Source organism: Pseudomonas sp. GW823-FHT01D03, assembly GCF_058798255.1.
In genome coordinates this window covers 197,964-215,242 of record NZ_JBXAKK010000001.1, presented here as the reverse complement: position 1 = coordinate 215,242, position 17,279 = coordinate 197,964, and the positions used below count along the sequence as shown (strand labels likewise).

Sequence of the window (17,279 nt, the reverse complement as noted above, 5' to 3'; positions counted from 1 at the left end):
GATCCAGCTATGAGTAGCGGACGTATCGTTCAAATCATCGGCGCCGTTATCGACGTGGAATTTCCACGCGACAGCGTACCGAGCATCTACAACGCGCTGAAAGTAGTCAGCGCGGCCGAAACCACTCTGGAAGTTCAGCAACAGCTGGGCGACGGCGTGGTTCGTACCATTGCGATGGGTTCCACCGAGGGCTTGAAGCGCGGTCTGGAAGTTACCGATTCTGGCGCAGCCATCTCCGTACCGGTCGGTAAAGCGACTCTGGGCCGGATCATGGACGTTCTGGGTAACCCGATCGACGAAGCCGGTCCGATCGCCACCGAAGAGCGCTGGGGCATTCACCGCGCAGCACCTTCGTTCGCTGAACAGGCAGGCGGCAACGACCTGCTGGAAACCGGCATCAAGGTTATCGACCTGGTTTGCCCGTTCGCCAAAGGCGGTAAAGTCGGTCTGTTCGGTGGTGCCGGTGTAGGCAAAACCGTAAACATGATGGAACTGATCCGTAACATCGCCATCGAGCACAGCGGTTATTCCGTGTTCGCCGGTGTGGGTGAGCGTACTCGTGAGGGTAACGACTTCTACCACGAGATGAAGGACTCCAACGTTCTGGACAAAGTGGCACTGGTTTACGGTCAGATGAACGAGCCGCCGGGAAACCGTCTGCGCGTAGCCCTGACCGGCCTGACCATGGCCGAGAAGTTCCGTGACGAAGGTAACGACGTTCTGCTGTTCGTCGACAACATCTACCGTTACACCCTGGCCGGTACTGAAGTATCCGCACTGCTGGGCCGTATGCCTTCGGCAGTAGGTTACCAGCCGACCCTGGCTGAAGAGATGGGCGTTCTGCAGGAACGTATCACTTCGACCAAGGAAGGTTCGATCACCTCGATCCAGGCGGTATACGTACCTGCGGACGACTTGACCGACCCGTCGCCAGCGACCACCTTCGCCCACTTGGACGCCACCGTCGTTCTGTCCCGTGACATCGCCTCCCTGGGTATCTACCCAGCGGTAGATCCACTGGATTCGACCTCGCGCCAGCTGGATCCGAACGTAATCGGCCAGGACCACTACGACACCGCTCGCGGCGTTCAGTACGTTCTGCAACGTTACAAAGAGCTGAAAGACATCATCGCGATTCTGGGTATGGACGAGCTGTCGGAAGCCGACAAACAGTTGGTTAACCGTGCTCGTAAGATCCAGCGCTTCTTGTCGCAGCCGTTCTTCGTGGCTGAAGTCTTCACCGGTGCTTCGGGTAAATACGTTTCCCTGAAAGACACCATTGCTGGCTTCAAAGGCATCCTCAACGGTGACTACGACCACCTGCCAGAACAAGCGTTCTACATGGTTGGCGGCATCGAAGAAGCGATCGAGAAAGCCAAGAAACTGTAATCCCGGCGCCCGGCAACGGGCGCTAATTTAGGTTGAGGCAATCAGATGGCTATGACAGTCCATTGCGATATCGTCAGTGCGGAAGGGGAAATCTTTTCCGGCCTGGTCGAGATGGTGATTGCGCACGGTGCACTGGGTGATCTTGGTATCGCTCTGGGTCACGCGCCGCTGATCACTAATCTGAAGCCAGGTCCGATCCGCCTGATCAAGCAAGGCGGGGAAGCCGAGGTGTTCTACATCTCCGGTGGTTTCCTCGAGGTTCAGCCGAACATGGTCAAGGTTCTTGCCGACACTGTGCAACGTGCCGCCGACCTGGATGAAGCTCAGGCTCAAGCAGCTCTCAAGGCTGCCGAGGCTGCTCTGCACGAGAAGAGCGCAGATTTCGATTACGGAGCTGCGTCCGCACGTCTGGCCGAGGCTGCAGCTCAGCTGCGCACCGTCCAGCAGATCCGCAAGAAGTTTGGCGGTTAATCCGTCAGCCACTTGTTGTGCGATTGATAAAAAAGGGTAGCCTCGGCTACCCTTTTTTCTTTTCCGATTTTTACAACCCGGTCGCAATTGCTGACCACCCAGGATTGGTAGCCAGTCATGTCTCTCGAAATCGTTATCCTCGCGGCCGGTCAAGGCACCCGTATGCGCTCGGCATTGCCGAAGGTGTTGCACCCGGTCGCCGGCAATTCCATGCTTGGTCATGTTATCCACAGCGCGCGGCAACTTGATCCGCAGCGCATCCATGTGGTCATTGGCCATGGCGCCGATGTGGTGCGTGAGCGCCTGGCGGCTGATGATCTGAATTTCGTATTGCAGGACAAACAGCTTGGCACCGGTCATGCCACCGCTCAGGCTGTGCCGTTTATCAGCGCCGACACCGTGCTGATTCTTTACGGCGATGTGCCGTTGATTGAAGTCGAAACCCTGCAACGCCTGCTCAAGCACGTCGTACCGGGCCAGATGGGCCTGTTGACCGTCGAGCTGGAAGACCCGACCGGTTACGGTCGCATCGTGCGCAACGCTGACGGTAAGGTCGCTGCCATCGTTGAGCATAAAGATGCCAGCGAAGCCCAGCGCGCAATCACCGAAGGCAACACCGGCATCCTTGCCGTCCCGGCCAATCGTCTCGCCGACTGGATGAGCCGCCTGTCGAACAACAACGCGCAAGGCGAGTACTACCTGACCGACGTAATCGAAATGGCGGTTAATGACGGCTTGGTCGTGGCTACCGAGCAACCGCACGACCCGATGGAAGTGCAGGGGGCCAATGATCGTAAGCAACTCTCCGAGCTGGAGCGGCATTACCAGTTGCGCGCTGGTCGCCAGCTGATGGCGCAAGGCGTGACCCTGCGTGATCCGGCGCGTTTCGATGTGCGTGGCGAAGTCACCGTCGGTCGCGATGTGCTGATCGACGTCAACGTGATCCTCGAAGGCAATGTTGTCATCGAAGACGACGTGGTGATCGGTCCGAACTGCGTGATCAAGGACAGCACCCTGCGCAAAGGCGTGGTGATCAAGGCCAACAGCCACATCGAAGGGGCGATTCTTGGTGAAGGCAGTGATGCCGGTCCATTTGCCCGTCTGCGTCCGGGCACTGTGCTAGAAGCGCGCGCGCATGTGGGTAACTTTGTCGAACTGAAAAACGCGCGCATGGGTGAGGGCGCCAAGGCCGGGCATCTGACCTATCTGGGCGATGCGGAAATCGGCGCCCGCACCAACATTGGCGCGGGCACCATTACCTGCAACTACGATGGCGCCAACAAGTGGAAAACCGTGTTGGGCGAAGATGTGTTCATCGGCTCCAACAATTCGTTGGTCGCTCCTGTGGATATCTCGTCCGGGGCAACCACCGCGGCTGGTTCGACCATCACCCAGAATGTGGATAACGCCCAGTTGGCCGTTGGTCGGGCGCGGCAAAAGAATATCGATGGCTGGAAGCGGCCGGAGAAGATCAAGAGGAGCTGAGTTATCCACAGCTGCACTTAATGCTTGAATCCAAATGTGGGAGCGGGCTTGCTCGCGAATGCGGTGTTTCAGTTTCACATTTCAGTGACTGACCCTCCGCATTCGCGAGCAAGCCCGCTCCCACATTCGTCTGTGTCGTTTCTAAAATTTTCGATCTGTCGCTTGACGATTTATGGCCGATAGGTTTTGATTGCTTCCGTTATCTTTCGAATCGAAACTTAGACCGTCATGTCGAAACGCAACACGCCCCAACGCCGACACAATATCCTCGCTTTGCTGAATGAGCAGGGCGAAGTCAGTGTGGATGAACTGGCCAAGCGCTTCGAAACCTCGGAAGTTACGATCCGCAAGGATCTGGCTGCGCTGGAAAGCCATGGTCTGTTGCTGCGTCGTTATGGCGGGGCGATCACCATGCCGCAGGAGTTGGTCGCGGAACCGGGCCAAAGCGTTTCAAAGTACAAACAGGCGATTGCCCGTGCTGCCGTCAAACGCATCCGCGAGCATGCCCGCATCATTATTGACAGCGGCAGCACCACCGCCGCCATGATCCCCGAGCTTGGCCAGCAGCCGGGTCTGGTCGTCATGACCAATTCCCTGCATGTTGCCAACGCCCTGAGCGAACTCGAACACGAGCCGGTGCTGCTGATGACCGGCGGCACCTGGGATCCGCATTCGGAGTCCTTCCAGGGCCAGGTGGCTGAGCAGGTACTACGCTCTTACGACTTTGACCAGTTGTTTATCGGCGCCGATGGTATCGATCTGGTGCGCGGCACCACCACGTTCAACGAGTTGCTCGGTCTGAGCCGGGTGATGGCCGACGTGGCGCGGGAAGTGATTGTGATGGTCGAGGCCGACAAGATCGGTCGCAAGATTCCCAACCTGGAGCTGCCGTGGAGCAGTGTCCATACCCTCATTACCGATGATCGCCTGCCACAAGAGGCCCGCGATCAGATTCAGGCCCGCGGTATCACCTTGATTTGCGCGGCTGTCAGTCAGGAGAAATAAGCATGTGTGGAATTGTCGGCGCAGTAGCTGAACGTAATATCACCGCTATCTTGCTCGAAGGCCTCAAGCGCCTTGAATACCGCGGCTATGACAGCGCCGGTGTGGCGGTCTACACCAACGAGCAGACGCTTGAGCGCATGCGTCGTCCGGGCAAGGTCAGCGAACTGGAAGCAGCATTGGCTGCACAGCCGCTGGTTGGCCGTCTCGGTATCGCCCACACCCGTTGGGCGACGCATGGTGCACCTTGCGAGCGTAACGCGCACCCGCATTTCTCCGGTGATATTGCCGTGGTGCACAACGGCATCATCGAGAACCACGAAGCCCTGCGTGAGCAACTGAAGGCGCTGGGTTACGTGTTTACCTCGGACACCGATACCGAAGTCATCGCGCACCTGCTGAGCCACAAACTCAAGGATCAACCTGACCTGACCGTAGCGTTGAAAGCCACCGTCAAGGAACTGCACGGTGCCTACGGTCTGGCGGTGATCAATGCACAACAACCGGATCGTCTGGTAGCCGCGCGCAGTGGCAGCCCGCTGGTGATCGGTCTGGGCCTGGGCGAGAACTTCCTCGCGTCCGACCAGTTGGCCCTGCGCCAGGTCACTGACCGCTTCATGTACCTGGAAGAGGGCGATATCGCCGAAATTCGCCGCGACAGCGTGCAGATCTGGGATGTAAATGGTCAAACCGTCGAGCGCCAGACCGTGCAGTACAGCGATGGTGCCGAAGCCGCCGACAAGGGTGAGTTCCGCCACTACATGCTCAAGGAAATCCATGAGCAACCCTCCGTTGTGCAACGCACCCTGGAGGGCCGTCTGAGTCCGAATCAGGTATTGGTGCAGGCCTTCGGTCCACAGGCTGCCGAACTGTTCGCCAAAGTGCGCAACGTGCAGATCGTCGCCTGCGGTACTAGTTATCACGCCGGTATGGTCGCGCGTTACTGGCTCGAAGAACTGGCCGGTATTCCGTGTCAGGTCGAAGTCGCCAGTGAGTTCCGCTACCGCAAAGTGGTGGTGCAGCCGGACACCCTGTTCGTCACCATTTCCCAGTCCGGCGAAACCGCCGACACCCTGGCCGCGCTGCGTAATGCCAAGGAACTGGGCTTCCTCGCCAGCCTGGCGATCTGCAACGTCGGCATCAGTTCGCTGGTGCGTGAATCCGACCTGACTTTGCTGACCCAGGCTGGTCGCGAAATCGGTGTGGCCTCGACCAAGGCGTTCACCACGCAGTTGGTTGGCCTGTTGCTGCTGACCCTGTCGCTGGGTCAGGTACGCGGCACGCTCGGCAAAGACGTTGAAGCCACGCTGGTGGAAGAATTGCGTCGTCTGCCGACCCGTCTGGGCGAAGCACTGGCGATGGACAGCACCGTGGAAAAAATCGCCGAACTGTTCGCCGAGAAGAACCACACCCTGTTCCTCGGCCGTGGCGCGCAGTTCCCGGTCGCAATGGAGGGGGCCTTGAAGCTCAAGGAAATCTCCTACATCCACGCCGAAGCCTATCCGGCCGGTGAGTTGAAGCACGGCCCTCTGGCGCTTGTGGATAACGACATGCCAGTGGTCACCGTGGCGCCGAACAACGAACTGTTGGAGAAGCTCAAGTCCAACCTGCAGGAAGTCCGCGCCCGTGGCGGTGAACTGATCGTGTTCGCCGACGAGAAGGCCGGGATGTCCAACGGCGAAGGCACCCACGTGGTGCAGATGCCGCATATCCACGACATCCTCTCGCCGATCCTCTACACCATCCCGCTGCAGTTGCTGTCGTACTACGTCGCCGTACTCAAAGGCACTGACGTCGACCAGCCACGCAACCTGGCGAAGTCGGTGACGGTGGAATAAGTTATCCACAGCTGACATTGACCCGCAAAAATCGCAGCCTCGGCTGCGATTTTTGTATCTGAATCGAGGCCGTCCATGGACCGTTTCCAGGAAATGCAGATCTTCGCCACCGTGGCTCAGGAGCAAGGCTTCTCGGCAGCGGCGCGACGTCTTGGCTTGTCCGCAGCGAGTGTCACCCGAGCGGTGGCGGCGCTGGAGCAGCGTATCGGTACGCAGTTGTTGATTCGTACCACGCGCACTGTGCATCTGAGCGAGGCCGGTCAGCGTTATCTGGAAGACTGTCGGAGAATTCTTGCCGAGGTGCAGGAAGCCGAGGATTCGGCGGCGGGCAGTCATGCCCAGCCTCGTGGGCAATTGACGGTGACGGCGCCAGTGCTGTTCGGTGACTTGTTTGTGACGCCGTTGATGGCGCGTTATCTCGCGCAGTATCCAGACGTCACGATCAACGCGGTACTGGTCGATCGGATCGTCAACATGGTCGAGGAGGGCATCGATGTTGCGGTGCGCATTGGTGATCTGCCGGACAGCAACCAGCATGCGATTCGCGTGGGTGAGGTGCGTCGGGTCATTTGCGGCTCTCCCGAATATTTTGCCGAGTATGGCCGCCCGGTTCATCCTCACGCGTTGTCGGGTGCGCCTGTGGTGGCGACTTCGGCCATTGGCCAGCAACGCAGTTGGCCGTTTCTCGACGCTGGCGAACCGCTCAGCGTGCGTCCTGAGCCGCGTCTGATCGTGACCGCCAATCAGGCAGCGATTACCGCAGCCTGCATGGGGCTGGGCTTGACCCGGGTGCTGTCTTATCAGGTCGCCAGCAAAATCGCGACCGGTGAGCTGGAAATCGTCCTCGCCGAATTTGAACTGCCGCCGCTGCCGATCCATGTGGTGTATCAGGGCGGGCGCAAAGCGCCAGCGCGGATTTGCAGTTTTGTCGATTTCACTGCCGAGGCTTTACGCGAACACCCTGCTTTGAAAGGCGCCGCGTTATTGCGCCCAATGAAATAATCGATTGCAGTTTCTGGTGATTCTGTTCTTTTCGCGATAGGGGGAAGATGGCCTCCATCGGCGCTCTCATTCCCGCAGCGGCGCCCCTGTTCAGCGGAGTCGACCATGCAAGCGATCAAACTCTACAACTTTCCACGTTCCGGCCACGCCCACCGTGTCGAGCTGATGTTGTCCCTGCTGCAACTGCCGACCGAGCTGATCTTCGTTGATCTGGCCAAGGGTGAGCACAAGCAGCCGGCATATCTGGCGATCAATAGTTTTGGCCAGGTACCGGCGATCGACGACGGCGGCGTGGTGCTGGCCGATTCCAATGCGATTCTGGTGTATCTGGCGCAGAAGTACGGCCACGGTCGTTGGCTGCCAAGCGATCCGGTCGGTGCGGCACGGGTGCAGCGCTGGTTGTCGGCCGCAGCAGGGCCGATTGCTTTCGGACCTGCTGCTGCACGATTGGTGACGGTATTTGGCGCACAGTTGAATGCTGAAGAAGCGATTACCCGTGCGCACAACCTGCTCAAGGTGATGGAGGTGGAGCTGGGCAAAACCCCGTATCTGGCCGGCAGCGAGCCGACCATCGCCGACGTGTCCGCCTACAGCTACATCGCCCACGCGCCGGAAGGCAACGTGTCGCTGGACGACTACGCCAACGTGCGTGCCTGGCTGGCGCGTATCGAAGCCTTGCCCGGTTTTGTCGGAATGCCGCGCACGGTCGCCGGTCTGCAAAAGACTGCCTGAGAGGTCGGCCCGATCTGATCGAGTTATCCACAATGCGCCGGTGGCGCGGGGAGATGCGTGATGGAACGTTCACCGTGGCACGCTGGCGAGCAACAACTGCAGGCCCATGTCGGCGTTGCCGAGCGCATGGAGGCCTTCGGCCGAAAAGTGATTCGTGACTGGATGCCGGATCAGCACCGCGCCTTTTATGAGCAGTTACCGTTCATGCTGTACGGCGCGGTCGATACCGACGGGCGTCCTTGGGCCAGTGTGCTCGAAGGCGCGCCGGGATTTGCGCATTCGCCTGATCCCGAGCATCTGCATTTCGCCAGCCAACCCGCTGCCGATGATCCGGCGCAATTGCGCAATGGCGAGCCGATCGGGTTGCTCGGCATTGAATTGCATACCCGCCGCCGCAATCGCCTCAACGGTCATGTCGACAATCTGACCGTGCAGGGTTTCGAGGTGAGCGTGGATCAGGCTTTCGGCAACTGTCCGCAATACATCCAGCTACGCCAGTTTCAGCGCGTACCGCTGACCGATCCGCAGACGCGGCCAGCGCAGCACCGCGATGGTCTTGATGATGCGGCCAGAGTCATGATCGAAGGCGCCGATACCTTCTTTGTCGCCAGTTACGTCGATGCGGAGGGACAACGTGCGGTGGATGTTTCGCATCGCGGTGGGCAGGCCGGGTTTGTCCGGGTTGAAGGTAATCGCCTGACCATCCCGGATTTTGCCGGCAACCTGCACTTCAACACGCTCGGCAACCTGCTGCTCAATCCCAAGGCTGGCCTGCTGTTCATCGATTTTTCCACAGGCGATGTGCTGCAACTGAGCGGGCGAACCGAGATCATCCTCGACGGGCCGCAGATCGAAGCGTTCCAGGGCGCCGAGCGCCTGTGGACATTCGAGGTGGAGAAACTGGTGCGGCGTCCGGCGGCACTGGCCTTGCGCTGGCGCTTCGACGGCATGTCACCCACCAGCCTGCTGACCGGCACCTGGGCCCAGGCCGATGCACGCTTGCAGGCCAAAGCGCTGGGTGACCGCTGGCGGCCGCTGCGGGTGACCCGCATCGAAAGGGAGAGCCAGCACATTCGTTCGATCTATCTGCAACCGGACGATGGCGCAGGAATGCCGGTGTTTCAGGCCGGCCAGCATCTGCCGCTGCGTTTCACTCTGTACGGTGAAACGCATATCCGCACTTACAGCCTGTCGAGTGCGCCATCGGATGATTTCCTGCGCATCAGTGTGAAACGCGAGGGCCTGATTTCAGGCCACTTGCACCAGCAGATCCGGGTCGGCGATGTTCTTGAGGCTCGGGCACCACAGGGGCACTTTACTGTGGCACCGCTGGAACACCGGCCGTTGGTGCTGCTGGCGGCGGGGGTTGGCATCACGCCGTTGCTGTCGATGCTGCGTGAGGTGATGTACCAAGGCCTGCGCACGCGGCGGATTCGGCCGACGTGGTTGCTGCAGAGTTCACGCAGCCTGGCCGATCAGCCGTTTCGCGAAGAAATCGATCGCTTGCTGGAAAGTGCTGGCGACGCGGTACGGGTGATTCGCCTGCTCAGCCAGCCGGAAGCCGATGTGCACGAGGGCGAAGATTTCGACCGCCATGGGCGCATTGATGGGGCACTGCTGCGCGATCTGCTGGAGGTCGAGGATTACGACCAGATCGATTTTGCTGTCTGTGGCCCCGGCGCTTTTACCCAAAGTGTCTACGACAGCCTGCGCGAGCTGGATGTGCGCGATGCGCAGATTCACGCCGAAACCTTCGGCCCCTCGACGCTCAAGCGCCAGCCGGACCCGGATGCGCTGGTCATTGAGCAACCACCGGCCGCCATCACCTCAGTGCCGGTGATGTTCGAGCGTTCTGCCAAAGAGGCGCGCTGGCAGCCGGATGGCGGCAGTTTGCTGGAGCTCGCAGAAAGCCGGGGACTGCGCCCTGAGTTCAGTTGCCGGGGAGGTTCGTGCGGCACCTGCAAGACACGTCTGGTCAGTGGCGCGGTGAATTATCCACAGGCACCGGCAGACATGCCAGAAGCGGGGCACGTGCTGATTTGTTGCGCGGTGCCGGCGCAGAGTGAGCAATTGCTGGTGCTGGATCTCTGACGGATCATCTGAAATCACTACCACCCCCCCTGTGGGAGCGGGCTTGCTCGCGAAGGCGTCAGATCAGTCGACATCATTGTTTACTGAAAGACCGCTTTCGCGAGCAAGCCCGCTCCCACAGGGTGATGTGTTTCAGCAACGGGATCAGGCGTAAGACAGGTCTTTCTCTTCCAGCAGCTCCTGATACAACTCGGTCCACTTGCGGCCCATCTCGTCGGCGGTAAACAACTGCCGGTAACGCGCCTCGGCCTTTATGCCCATGGCTGCTGCGCGTTCAGGGTTTTCCCAGAGGCTACGCATCGCCTCGCGAAATGCCTGTGGATTGCTCGGAGGCACCACCAGCCCGGTTTCGTTGTGGATATTGATGTAGCTGGTGCCGGTGCCGATTTCGCTGGAGATCATCGGTTTGCCGTACATCGCGCCTTCGAGCAGCGAAATGCCGAACGCTTCAGAACGCAGGTGCGACGGGAAGACGATGGCGTAGCTCAGTTGCAACAGGGCGACCTTGTCTTCATCGCCCAGGCGCCCGAGGAAGTGGATATTGCGCAGGCCCAGCGCCGCAGCCTGGGCGTGCAACTCCAGTTCCAGTGGTCCGGCACCGACGATGACCACTGGATAGTCCACGTCCTTCAAGGCATCGAGGAGGATGTGCAAGCCCTTGTAATAACGCATGACTCCGACGAACAGGAAAAACTTATCCCCAAGCTGCTGGCGCCAGCGATTCATCCGTTCGCTGTCAGTCTGTGGATAACCGGCCTTGTTCAAACCGTATGTAATCACCCGGGTCTTGTCCTGGAACTGCTGCAACACGTCACTGGTGTACAGATAGTTGGGCGAGGCCGCGACAATCCGGTCGGCGCTGGCGAGAAAACGGTTCATCAGCGGCCTGTAGAGTTTGAGCAGATGTTTCTGGCGAATGATGTCCGAGTGATAGGTCACCACGCTCGGTTTGTTCATGCCGCTGACGAAATGCACCAGATCCATGAACGGCCACGGGAAGTGGTAGTTGACCACGTCGGCTTCGGCGGCAAGCTCGCGAAACTGTTTGAACACGCTCCGGGAAAACCCGGTGGAGGCGAACTGGATGTCGAGTCTGGCGCGATGCACTTCGTGTCGGCCCAGTTGCACTACGGGCGGGGTCGGGTCGGCGCTGAGGGTCAGCACCTGGCCGTCGATGCCGTGACGCGCGCCGCTTTCGCAGAACTGGAAGATCACTTGTTCGATGCCGCCGACCGAATCTGGCAGGTACGTCTTGTAGAAATGAAGAACTCGCATTCAGCCTCCCATGGCCTGGCGGTAGGCACTGGCGGTGGCCTGTGCACAACGTTCCCAGGAAAAAAGCCGCGTCCGGTGCAATCCGGCTTCTCGGCAGGCCTGCCAATGCGCTTGATCATCGATCAGACGGTTGAGCGCATCGCGCAAGCCGTGTGCATCGTCAGGTTCAATGTATTTGCCTGCCGCCCCGGCGACCTCCGGCATGGCTGAAGAACGGGTGAGGATCACCGGGGTGCCACTGGCCATGGCTTCCAGTACCGGCAAACCGAAGCCTTCATACAACGACGGAAACACCAGCGCACGGGCGCCTGCCAGCAGTTGTGCGAGCTGTTCATCCGGCAGATAACCAAGCAGGCAAACGTGCCCTGAGGCCAGGGCCTGGCGCAGTTCATCGCTGAACTGCGTCTGTTGCCAACCGGCCATGCCGACGATCAGAAGAGGAAAACGCTGGCGCACGGCCTCCGGTAGCAGAGCGTGGGCACGCAGCGCCAGGCTCAGATTCTTGCGCGGTTCCAGGGTGCCGACACACAGGAAATACTCACGCGGGGCAACGGCATGCGCCTTGAGCACCGCGTCGATGGTGTCCGGTTCTCGTGGGTGGAAGCGTTCGGCCACACCCAGTGGTGCCACCACAAAGCGCTCGGCCGGCAGACCGAACCAGGCTTGGGCCTCGTTGGCAATCGCCTGCGAGTCGGTGATGATCCGTTGCGCCTGTTGCACGCCAACGGTCAGGCGCCGTTCGATTTCCTTGAGGCGCGCCGCCGGTTGGGTGTCAGGAAAATGCAGATGGGTCAGGTCATGCAGGGTGATCACGGTCGGGCCGTCGAAGGCCAGCGGCCACAGGCTCGGCTCGTGATACAGATCAATGCCTTGCGCCCGGCCCTGATCGAAGCGTTTCTGCTCCAGCCAGCGCCGCGCCTGATAGGCCCCGGGGATCTGCCGCAGCAATGGCGTCAGGCGCGAGTAGCCGGGCATGGTCGCCTCCGGTAAGGCCGAACTCCAGCCCCAGCCGTGGAACAACGCCACTTCGATATCGGTTGTGTCGCGCAAGGCGCGGACCAGTTCGGCGACGTAATGGCCGATGCCGGTGCGTGGCGCCTGAAGAATCCGCGCGTTAAGAGCAATGCGCATGCTGGCCTTCGGATGCGGGCAGTGGATGGTTCAGGTTGCGCTCGATGCGCTGCACCAGTTGCGCGCTTGCTTCGCGCCAGCTCAGCCAGCGCCATTGATCCAGGCTCATGGGCGCCGGAAATTCCCCCGAGCGCTCCATCCCGAGCACCAGGTCGGTAAGGCTCTGCGGGTTGTGCAGATCGAAATACGCCATGTAATCGCCGCCGATTTCGCGGAACACCGGGATGTCGCTGGCCATCGCCGGCAGCCCGCGTTGCATGGCTTCCACCAAAGGCAGGCCGAAACCCTCGACGTGCGACGGGAACACCAGCGCAGTGGCGTGGGAGTAGGCGTGCTCGAGGCTCTTGTCCGACAGTGAGTTGAACATGAACAGGCGACGGTTCAGTTGAGGATGCTGGCGAATCCGCTCGATCAGCGCCTCGCACTTCCAGCCGATTTTCCCGGCAATGCACAAGCGCGCCGTGGAGCCGGCAGCCCAGGCCTGTTCGAATGCATCGAGCAGGTAGGCGTGGTTCTTGCGCGGCTCGATGGTGCTGACCATCAGGAATACTGGCTCCGGGGTCTTGAACAAGTTCAGCAGGTGGCGATCGACCTCCGCTGCGGCGTCGCTAAGGTCCAGTTCGGAACCGAGGTGGAAATAATCGAACCAGCGCTGCTGCACCTGTTGCGTGCCGACCCGGCGCAGCATCTCCTGGCGCACCTGATCGCGGATAGTGGTCGAGATCGCGACATAGCCGTCAGCGGTGCGCGCGATCCAGTCGAACCAGTCGTTGAACACCTTGACCAGACCCTCGTCGCAAAACTGCGGATGGGTCAGCGGGATCAGGTCGTAGATCACTGAAACGATACCGACGCCATCGCGTTTGAGTTGTTCGGCCAAAGGGAAAAAGTTGGCGTGCCAGGAGGAGTCGAGCAACACCAGTTGATCGCCGGCCCGATGTTGCAACGGCACGCAACGCTTCGGAATCGCTTTACCCTTGAGCAGGCGCCCGAGCACGCGCATCGGCAGGCTTAAACAGGCGAACGCGGTGAGCCGGCAGAGCACGTACAACACCCGCCGGGCGAAATGCGACTGGCTGAAAGGCCGGCGTCGTTCGAGCGCGCGATGGCGCAGCCAGAAGCCGTTGGCCCACTGTTCCAGCTTCACCCGCAGGCTGGTCAGATTGATTGTCGGGGTTTTGATCGGCGCCAGGCTTTTCACCTGATACAAGGCACCGTCGAGCATTACCACCGGGATGCATTCGCGCTCGGCGTTGGTCTCGGGCAACTGTTGAATAACGTTGCGCACCACCCGTTGAATCCCCGAATTGGCGGACGGGTGTTCGAAAACGTAGGTGCACTCCATCAACAGTCGTGTCATCGCGAGATCTCCCTGTCCGGCTGCTGCGCGGTAGTTTCAATGGAACGGCTGATCTCGGTTCGGGCCTGTAGCCACGAGCAGCCGACGAAGTCTTCCTGGCGGTTGTTGATGACGTGGAAGACCAGACCGTAATCGCGCCATTCGAAGTTGCGGTCCAGGTGCGAATCCAGGCGCGACAGGCTCAGCGCCACCGAATAGCTGCCCTTGCCCAGGCGCATGTCGAAGGCGAAGCGGAACGTCACCTGTTCCCCCGCGCTCAGGTCGTTGATCGCCTGATCCTGCCGGTGGGTATTGATGCCGTAGATCGCCTGGCCGAGGCGGTCCTTGATCAGAAAACCCAGCACCAGCCGTTCGATGTCCTTCCGCACGGCGGTCTGCACTTCCAGCACCACGGGTTGGCCGACTTCCGCCACTTCCAGATTGCGCCCTTGAGCGTCGAGCAGGCGCACGCTGACAATCCCCGCTTCACCGGTGCCGGAAATGGTCTGCACCTGGCCGTTGGCGAGCATTTCCTGGCGCACGATCTGGCCTTCGCGCTGGGCCAGCATGGCGTTGTAGTAGTCCATGACTTCTTCGGGCTTGCCGCGCATGGCCAGGCGGCCGTTTTCCAGCAGGATCGCGGTGTCGCAGATCGACTGAATCGCCGAGCGGTCGTGGGACACGATCAGCAGCGTGGTGCCGGCCTTGCGGAAGTTGCGGATGCGCTCGAAGCTTTTGTGCTGGAAGTAGGCGTCGCCCACCGACAGTGCTTCATCGACGATCAGGATGTCCGGACGCCGGGCGGTGGCAACACTGAAGGCCAGGCGCATCTGCATGCCGCTGGAATAGGTGCGCACCGGGTGATCGATGGCTTCACCGATTTCGGCAAAGCTCTCGATTTGCGGCATCAGCGCTTCGATCTCTTCGACCTGCATACCCAGCAACTGGCCGGCCATGAACGCGTTCTGGCGGCCGGTGAAGTCCGGGTGAAAGCCCATCCCCAGTTCCAGCAGCGCGGCGACGCGGCCTTGCAATTGAATCTGCCCGCAGCTGGGTTGCGTGGTGCCGGTGATCATCTTCAGCAGCGTGCTTTTGCCTGCGCCGTTGACCCCGACGATGCCGACCGCTTCACCGGGTTGAATCTCGAAATCGATGTCCTGCAGGACCCAGTGCAAGTGGTGCCGGATGCCGGAAAACGGCACCAGCCACTCGAACAGCCGGCTCCAGCGATTGGGGTATTGCTTGTAGGCCTTGCCCAGGCCACTGACGCGTATATGCCCCATCAGAGTTCATCCACCATTTCGCCGACACGCTGCCGGAACAGGCGCAGGGCCAGGGCGCAGAACAGCAGGCCGAGGATCAGCAACGGCAGCAGCGACGGCCAGTTCGGCCACTGGTTGTAGAGGAACAGGTTCTGGTAGCTGGTCATCAGCGCCGTCATCGGGTTGAGGCTGATCAGGTGCTGGATGCCCGGCGGCAGGATCGACAGCGGGTAAACGATAGGTGTCAGCCAGAACCAGAACTGCAGGCAGATGCCGAACATCTGCCCGACATCGCGAAAGAATACGTTGAGGATGCCGAGGATCATCCCCAGCCCGGCCGCAAAGATCACCTGCACCAGCAACAGTGGGATCAGCGCCAGCAAGGCCATGCCCGGCAGGCGTCCGCTGATCAGCAGAAAACCGAAGAACAGCGCTAGGATGATCGCGAAGTTGATCCCGGCGTTGAGCAGCGCAATCACCGGCAGGCAGATGCGCGGGAAGCTGATTTTCTTCAGCAGGTTGGCGTTTTCCAGAAACATGCTCTGGCTGCGCGAGGTGATTTCCGCGAACAGCCCCCAGGTCAGCAGGCCGGCGCACAGGTACACGCTGTAGGCCAGGCCGTCGTCTACGCCCGGCAGGCGCGCGCGCATGATCTGGGAAAAGATCACCGTGTACACGACGATCATCGACAACGGATTGAGCACGGTCCACAGCGCGCCGAACAGCGAATTGCGATAACGCGCCTGAAACTCCCGCTTGACGCTGCCGAGGATGAATCCGCGGTAGCTGCGCAGCGAGCGATACAGCGAAAGCAGCATCAAACCGTCCTGCCGTATTGGTCTTCGAAGCGCACGATGTCGTCTTCACCCAGGTATTCGCCGCTTTGCACCTCGATGATCACCAGGTCGATCACCCCGGGGTTTTCCAGACGATGTCGGTGTCCAGCGGCAATGAACGTCGATTCGTTCTTGGCCACCAGATGCGTGCCGCTGCCGTTGTTGGTGACCTTGGCCATGCCTTCGACCACCACCCAGTGTTCGTTGCGGTGATGGTGCATCTGCAGCGACAGCTTGCCGCCGGGCTTGACCACGATGCGCTTGATCTTGAAGCGCGGGCCTTCCTCGAGCACGGTGTAGGTGCCCCACGGACGGCTGACCGTGCGATGCAGGCGGTAGGCTTCGTGGGATTTGTCCTTGAGCTGTTTGGCAACGCGTCGCACATCCTGGGCACGGTCGGCATGGGCCACCAGCACCGCGTCGGCGGTGTCGACGATGATCAGGTTATCCACACCGACGGCGGCCACCAGTCGGCCTTCGCTCTGCACGAAGTTGTTGTGGCTGTCGATGAAGACCGCTTCGCCGCTGGCGCGATTATTGTCGGCATCGGCCGGTACCAGCGCTGCCACGGCGCCCCACGAACCGATGTCGCTCCAGTCGAAACCGGCGGGCACCACCACGACTTTGTCGGAGCGCTCCATCAACGCGTAATCGATGGAGATGTCGGTGATTTCAGCGAACAGTGTCGGCGACAGTTCCTGTTGCAGACAGCCGACGGTTTCCACCGCGGCGCTGGCCTCCATGCAGGCGCGGGTCTGTTCCAGCAGCTCCGGGGCGTGCAGTTGCAGTTCGTTGATCAGGGTCGCGGTGGTGAAGCAGAACATGCCTGAGTTCCACAGGAAGTTGCCGCTTTCCAGGTAATGCGTGGCCGTTTGCAGGTCGGGCTTTTCCACGAAGCGCTGCACTTTCGCCGCGCCTTTGGCGTCGAGGGGCGCGCCGGTTTCGATGTAGCCGAAGCCGGTTTCCGGGGCGGTCGGCAACACGCCGAAGGTCACCAGGTAACCGTCCTTCGCCAGGTTGACCGCGTGTTCGACGGCGCTCTTGAGGGCTTGCTGATTAACGATCAGATGATCGGCGGGCATCACCACCATGATCGCATCGTCGCCGTGCAGCGCCTGCAGCGACAGGGCTGCCGCAGCAATCGCCGGGGCGGTGTTGCGCCCGGTCGGCTCCAGCAGGAAATGCCCGCGATGGCGCGACACATGAGCGGCGAAATAGTGATCCTTGCTCTGGAAGTAGTACTCGCGGTTGGTCACCGTGACGATGTCGCCCCAGCCGTCGAGCAATGCGGCGGCACGCTGATAGGTCTTGCCCAGCAGCGACTGGCCGTCGGGCAGGGTCATGAACGGCTTGGGATGGCCCTCGCGGGACACCGGCCACAGACGAGTACCGGCACCGCCGGACAGAATCACGGGGATCAGCATGA

The 17,279-nt window shown here is 60.6% G+C and carries 14 protein-coding genes; 8 read left to right on the top strand and 6 right to left on the bottom strand.

Going from position 1 to position 17,279, the window contains the following annotated elements; genetic code table 11:
* Nucleotides 1-9: 9 nt before the first annotated feature.
* From atpD to AC1RBR_RS00885, 8 genes are all read left to right on the top strand, one after another.
* A complete protein-coding gene (atpD, locus tag AC1RBR_RS00920; protein WP_115986439.1) occupies nucleotides 10-1,389 on the top strand; it encodes a F0F1 ATP synthase subunit beta in 1,380 nt (459 codons plus the stop codon).
* Between the two features lie 45 nt (nucleotides 1,390-1,434).
* Complete coding sequence (locus tag AC1RBR_RS00915; RefSeq protein WP_007954164.1) at nucleotides 1,435-1,860, top strand: F0F1 ATP synthase subunit epsilon; 426 nt, start codon at nucleotides 1,435-1,437, stop codon at nucleotides 1,858-1,860.
* Between the two features lie 117 nt (nucleotides 1,861-1,977).
* Nucleotides 1,978-3,345 carry a bifunctional UDP-N-acetylglucosamine diphosphorylase/glucosamine-1-phosphate N-acetyltransferase GlmU gene (gene glmU, locus AC1RBR_RS00910; RefSeq protein WP_492562557.1) on the top strand — a complete coding sequence of 456 codons (1,368 nt, stop codon included), beginning with the start codon at nucleotides 1,978-1,980 and terminating at the stop codon, nucleotides 3,343-3,345.
* A 228-nt stretch (nucleotides 3,346-3,573) separates the two neighbouring features.
* Nucleotides 3,574-4,350, top strand: coding sequence for a DeoR/GlpR family DNA-binding transcription regulator (locus tag AC1RBR_RS00905; RefSeq protein WP_095137804.1), 777 nt, complete (start codon nucleotides 3,574-3,576; stop codon nucleotides 4,348-4,350).
* 2 nt (nucleotides 4,351-4,352) lie between these two features.
* Complete coding sequence (gene glmS / locus AC1RBR_RS00900; RefSeq protein ID WP_166495142.1) at nucleotides 4,353-6,185, top strand: glutamine--fructose-6-phosphate transaminase (isomerizing); 1,833 nt, start codon at nucleotides 4,353-4,355, stop codon at nucleotides 6,183-6,185.
* A 75-nt stretch (nucleotides 6,186-6,260) separates the two neighbouring features.
* The gene (locus AC1RBR_RS00895; protein ID WP_492562555.1) at nucleotides 6,261-7,187 is read left to right on the top strand and encodes a LysR family transcriptional regulator; all 927 of its coding nucleotides are present in this window, start codon (nucleotides 6,261-6,263) and stop codon (nucleotides 7,185-7,187) included.
* A gap of 105 nt (nucleotides 7,188-7,292) precedes the next feature.
* Nucleotides 7,293-7,919, top strand: coding sequence for a glutathione S-transferase family protein (locus AC1RBR_RS00890; RefSeq protein ID WP_492562553.1), 627 nt, complete (start codon nucleotides 7,293-7,295; stop codon nucleotides 7,917-7,919).
* Between the two features lie 60 nt (nucleotides 7,920-7,979).
* On the top strand, nucleotides 7,980-10,010 hold the full coding sequence (locus AC1RBR_RS00885; RefSeq protein ID WP_492562551.1) for a pyridoxamine 5'-phosphate oxidase family protein: 2,031 nt from the start codon (nucleotides 7,980-7,982) through the stop codon (nucleotides 10,008-10,010).
* 144 nt (nucleotides 10,011-10,154) lie between these two features.
* On the opposite strand, the gene AC1RBR_RS00880 is transcribed toward AC1RBR_RS00885, so the two are convergent.
* From AC1RBR_RS00880 to AC1RBR_RS00855, 6 genes are read right to left on the bottom strand one after another with little or no spacing between them, the layout of a single operon-like run.
* The gene (locus AC1RBR_RS00880) at nucleotides 10,155-11,285 is read right to left on the bottom strand and encodes a glycosyltransferase family 4 protein (protein ID WP_492562550.1); all 1,131 of its coding nucleotides are present in this window, start codon (nucleotides 11,283-11,285) and stop codon (nucleotides 10,155-10,157) included.
* Complete coding sequence (locus tag AC1RBR_RS00875; protein WP_492562548.1) at nucleotides 11,286-12,416, bottom strand: glycosyltransferase family 4 protein; 1,131 nt, start codon at nucleotides 12,414-12,416, stop codon at nucleotides 11,286-11,288.
* Complete coding sequence (locus AC1RBR_RS00870; protein ID WP_492562547.1) at nucleotides 12,400-13,776, bottom strand: glycosyltransferase family 4 protein; 1,377 nt, start codon at nucleotides 13,774-13,776, stop codon at nucleotides 12,400-12,402. The genes AC1RBR_RS00875 and AC1RBR_RS00870 overlap by 17 nt, the downstream gene beginning before the upstream one ends.
* A complete protein-coding gene (locus AC1RBR_RS00865) occupies nucleotides 13,773-15,038 on the bottom strand; it encodes an ABC transporter ATP-binding protein (RefSeq protein WP_492562545.1) in 1,266 nt (421 codons plus the stop codon). The genes AC1RBR_RS00870 and AC1RBR_RS00865 overlap by 4 nt, the downstream gene beginning before the upstream one ends.
* Nucleotides 15,038-15,835 (bottom strand): ABC transporter permease, encoded by a 798-nt coding sequence (locus AC1RBR_RS00860; RefSeq protein ID WP_492562544.1) that lies wholly within the window; start codon nucleotides 15,833-15,835, stop codon nucleotides 15,038-15,040. Before AC1RBR_RS00860 ends, AC1RBR_RS00865 begins: the two co-directional genes overlap by 1 nt.
* Nucleotides 15,835-17,277 carry a mannose-1-phosphate guanylyltransferase/mannose-6-phosphate isomerase gene (locus AC1RBR_RS00855; RefSeq protein WP_492562543.1) on the bottom strand — a complete coding sequence of 481 codons (1,443 nt, stop codon included), beginning with the start codon at nucleotides 17,275-17,277 and terminating at the stop codon, nucleotides 15,835-15,837. Before AC1RBR_RS00855 ends, AC1RBR_RS00860 begins: the two co-directional genes overlap by 1 nt.
* Nucleotides 17,278-17,279 lie beyond the last annotated feature (2 nt).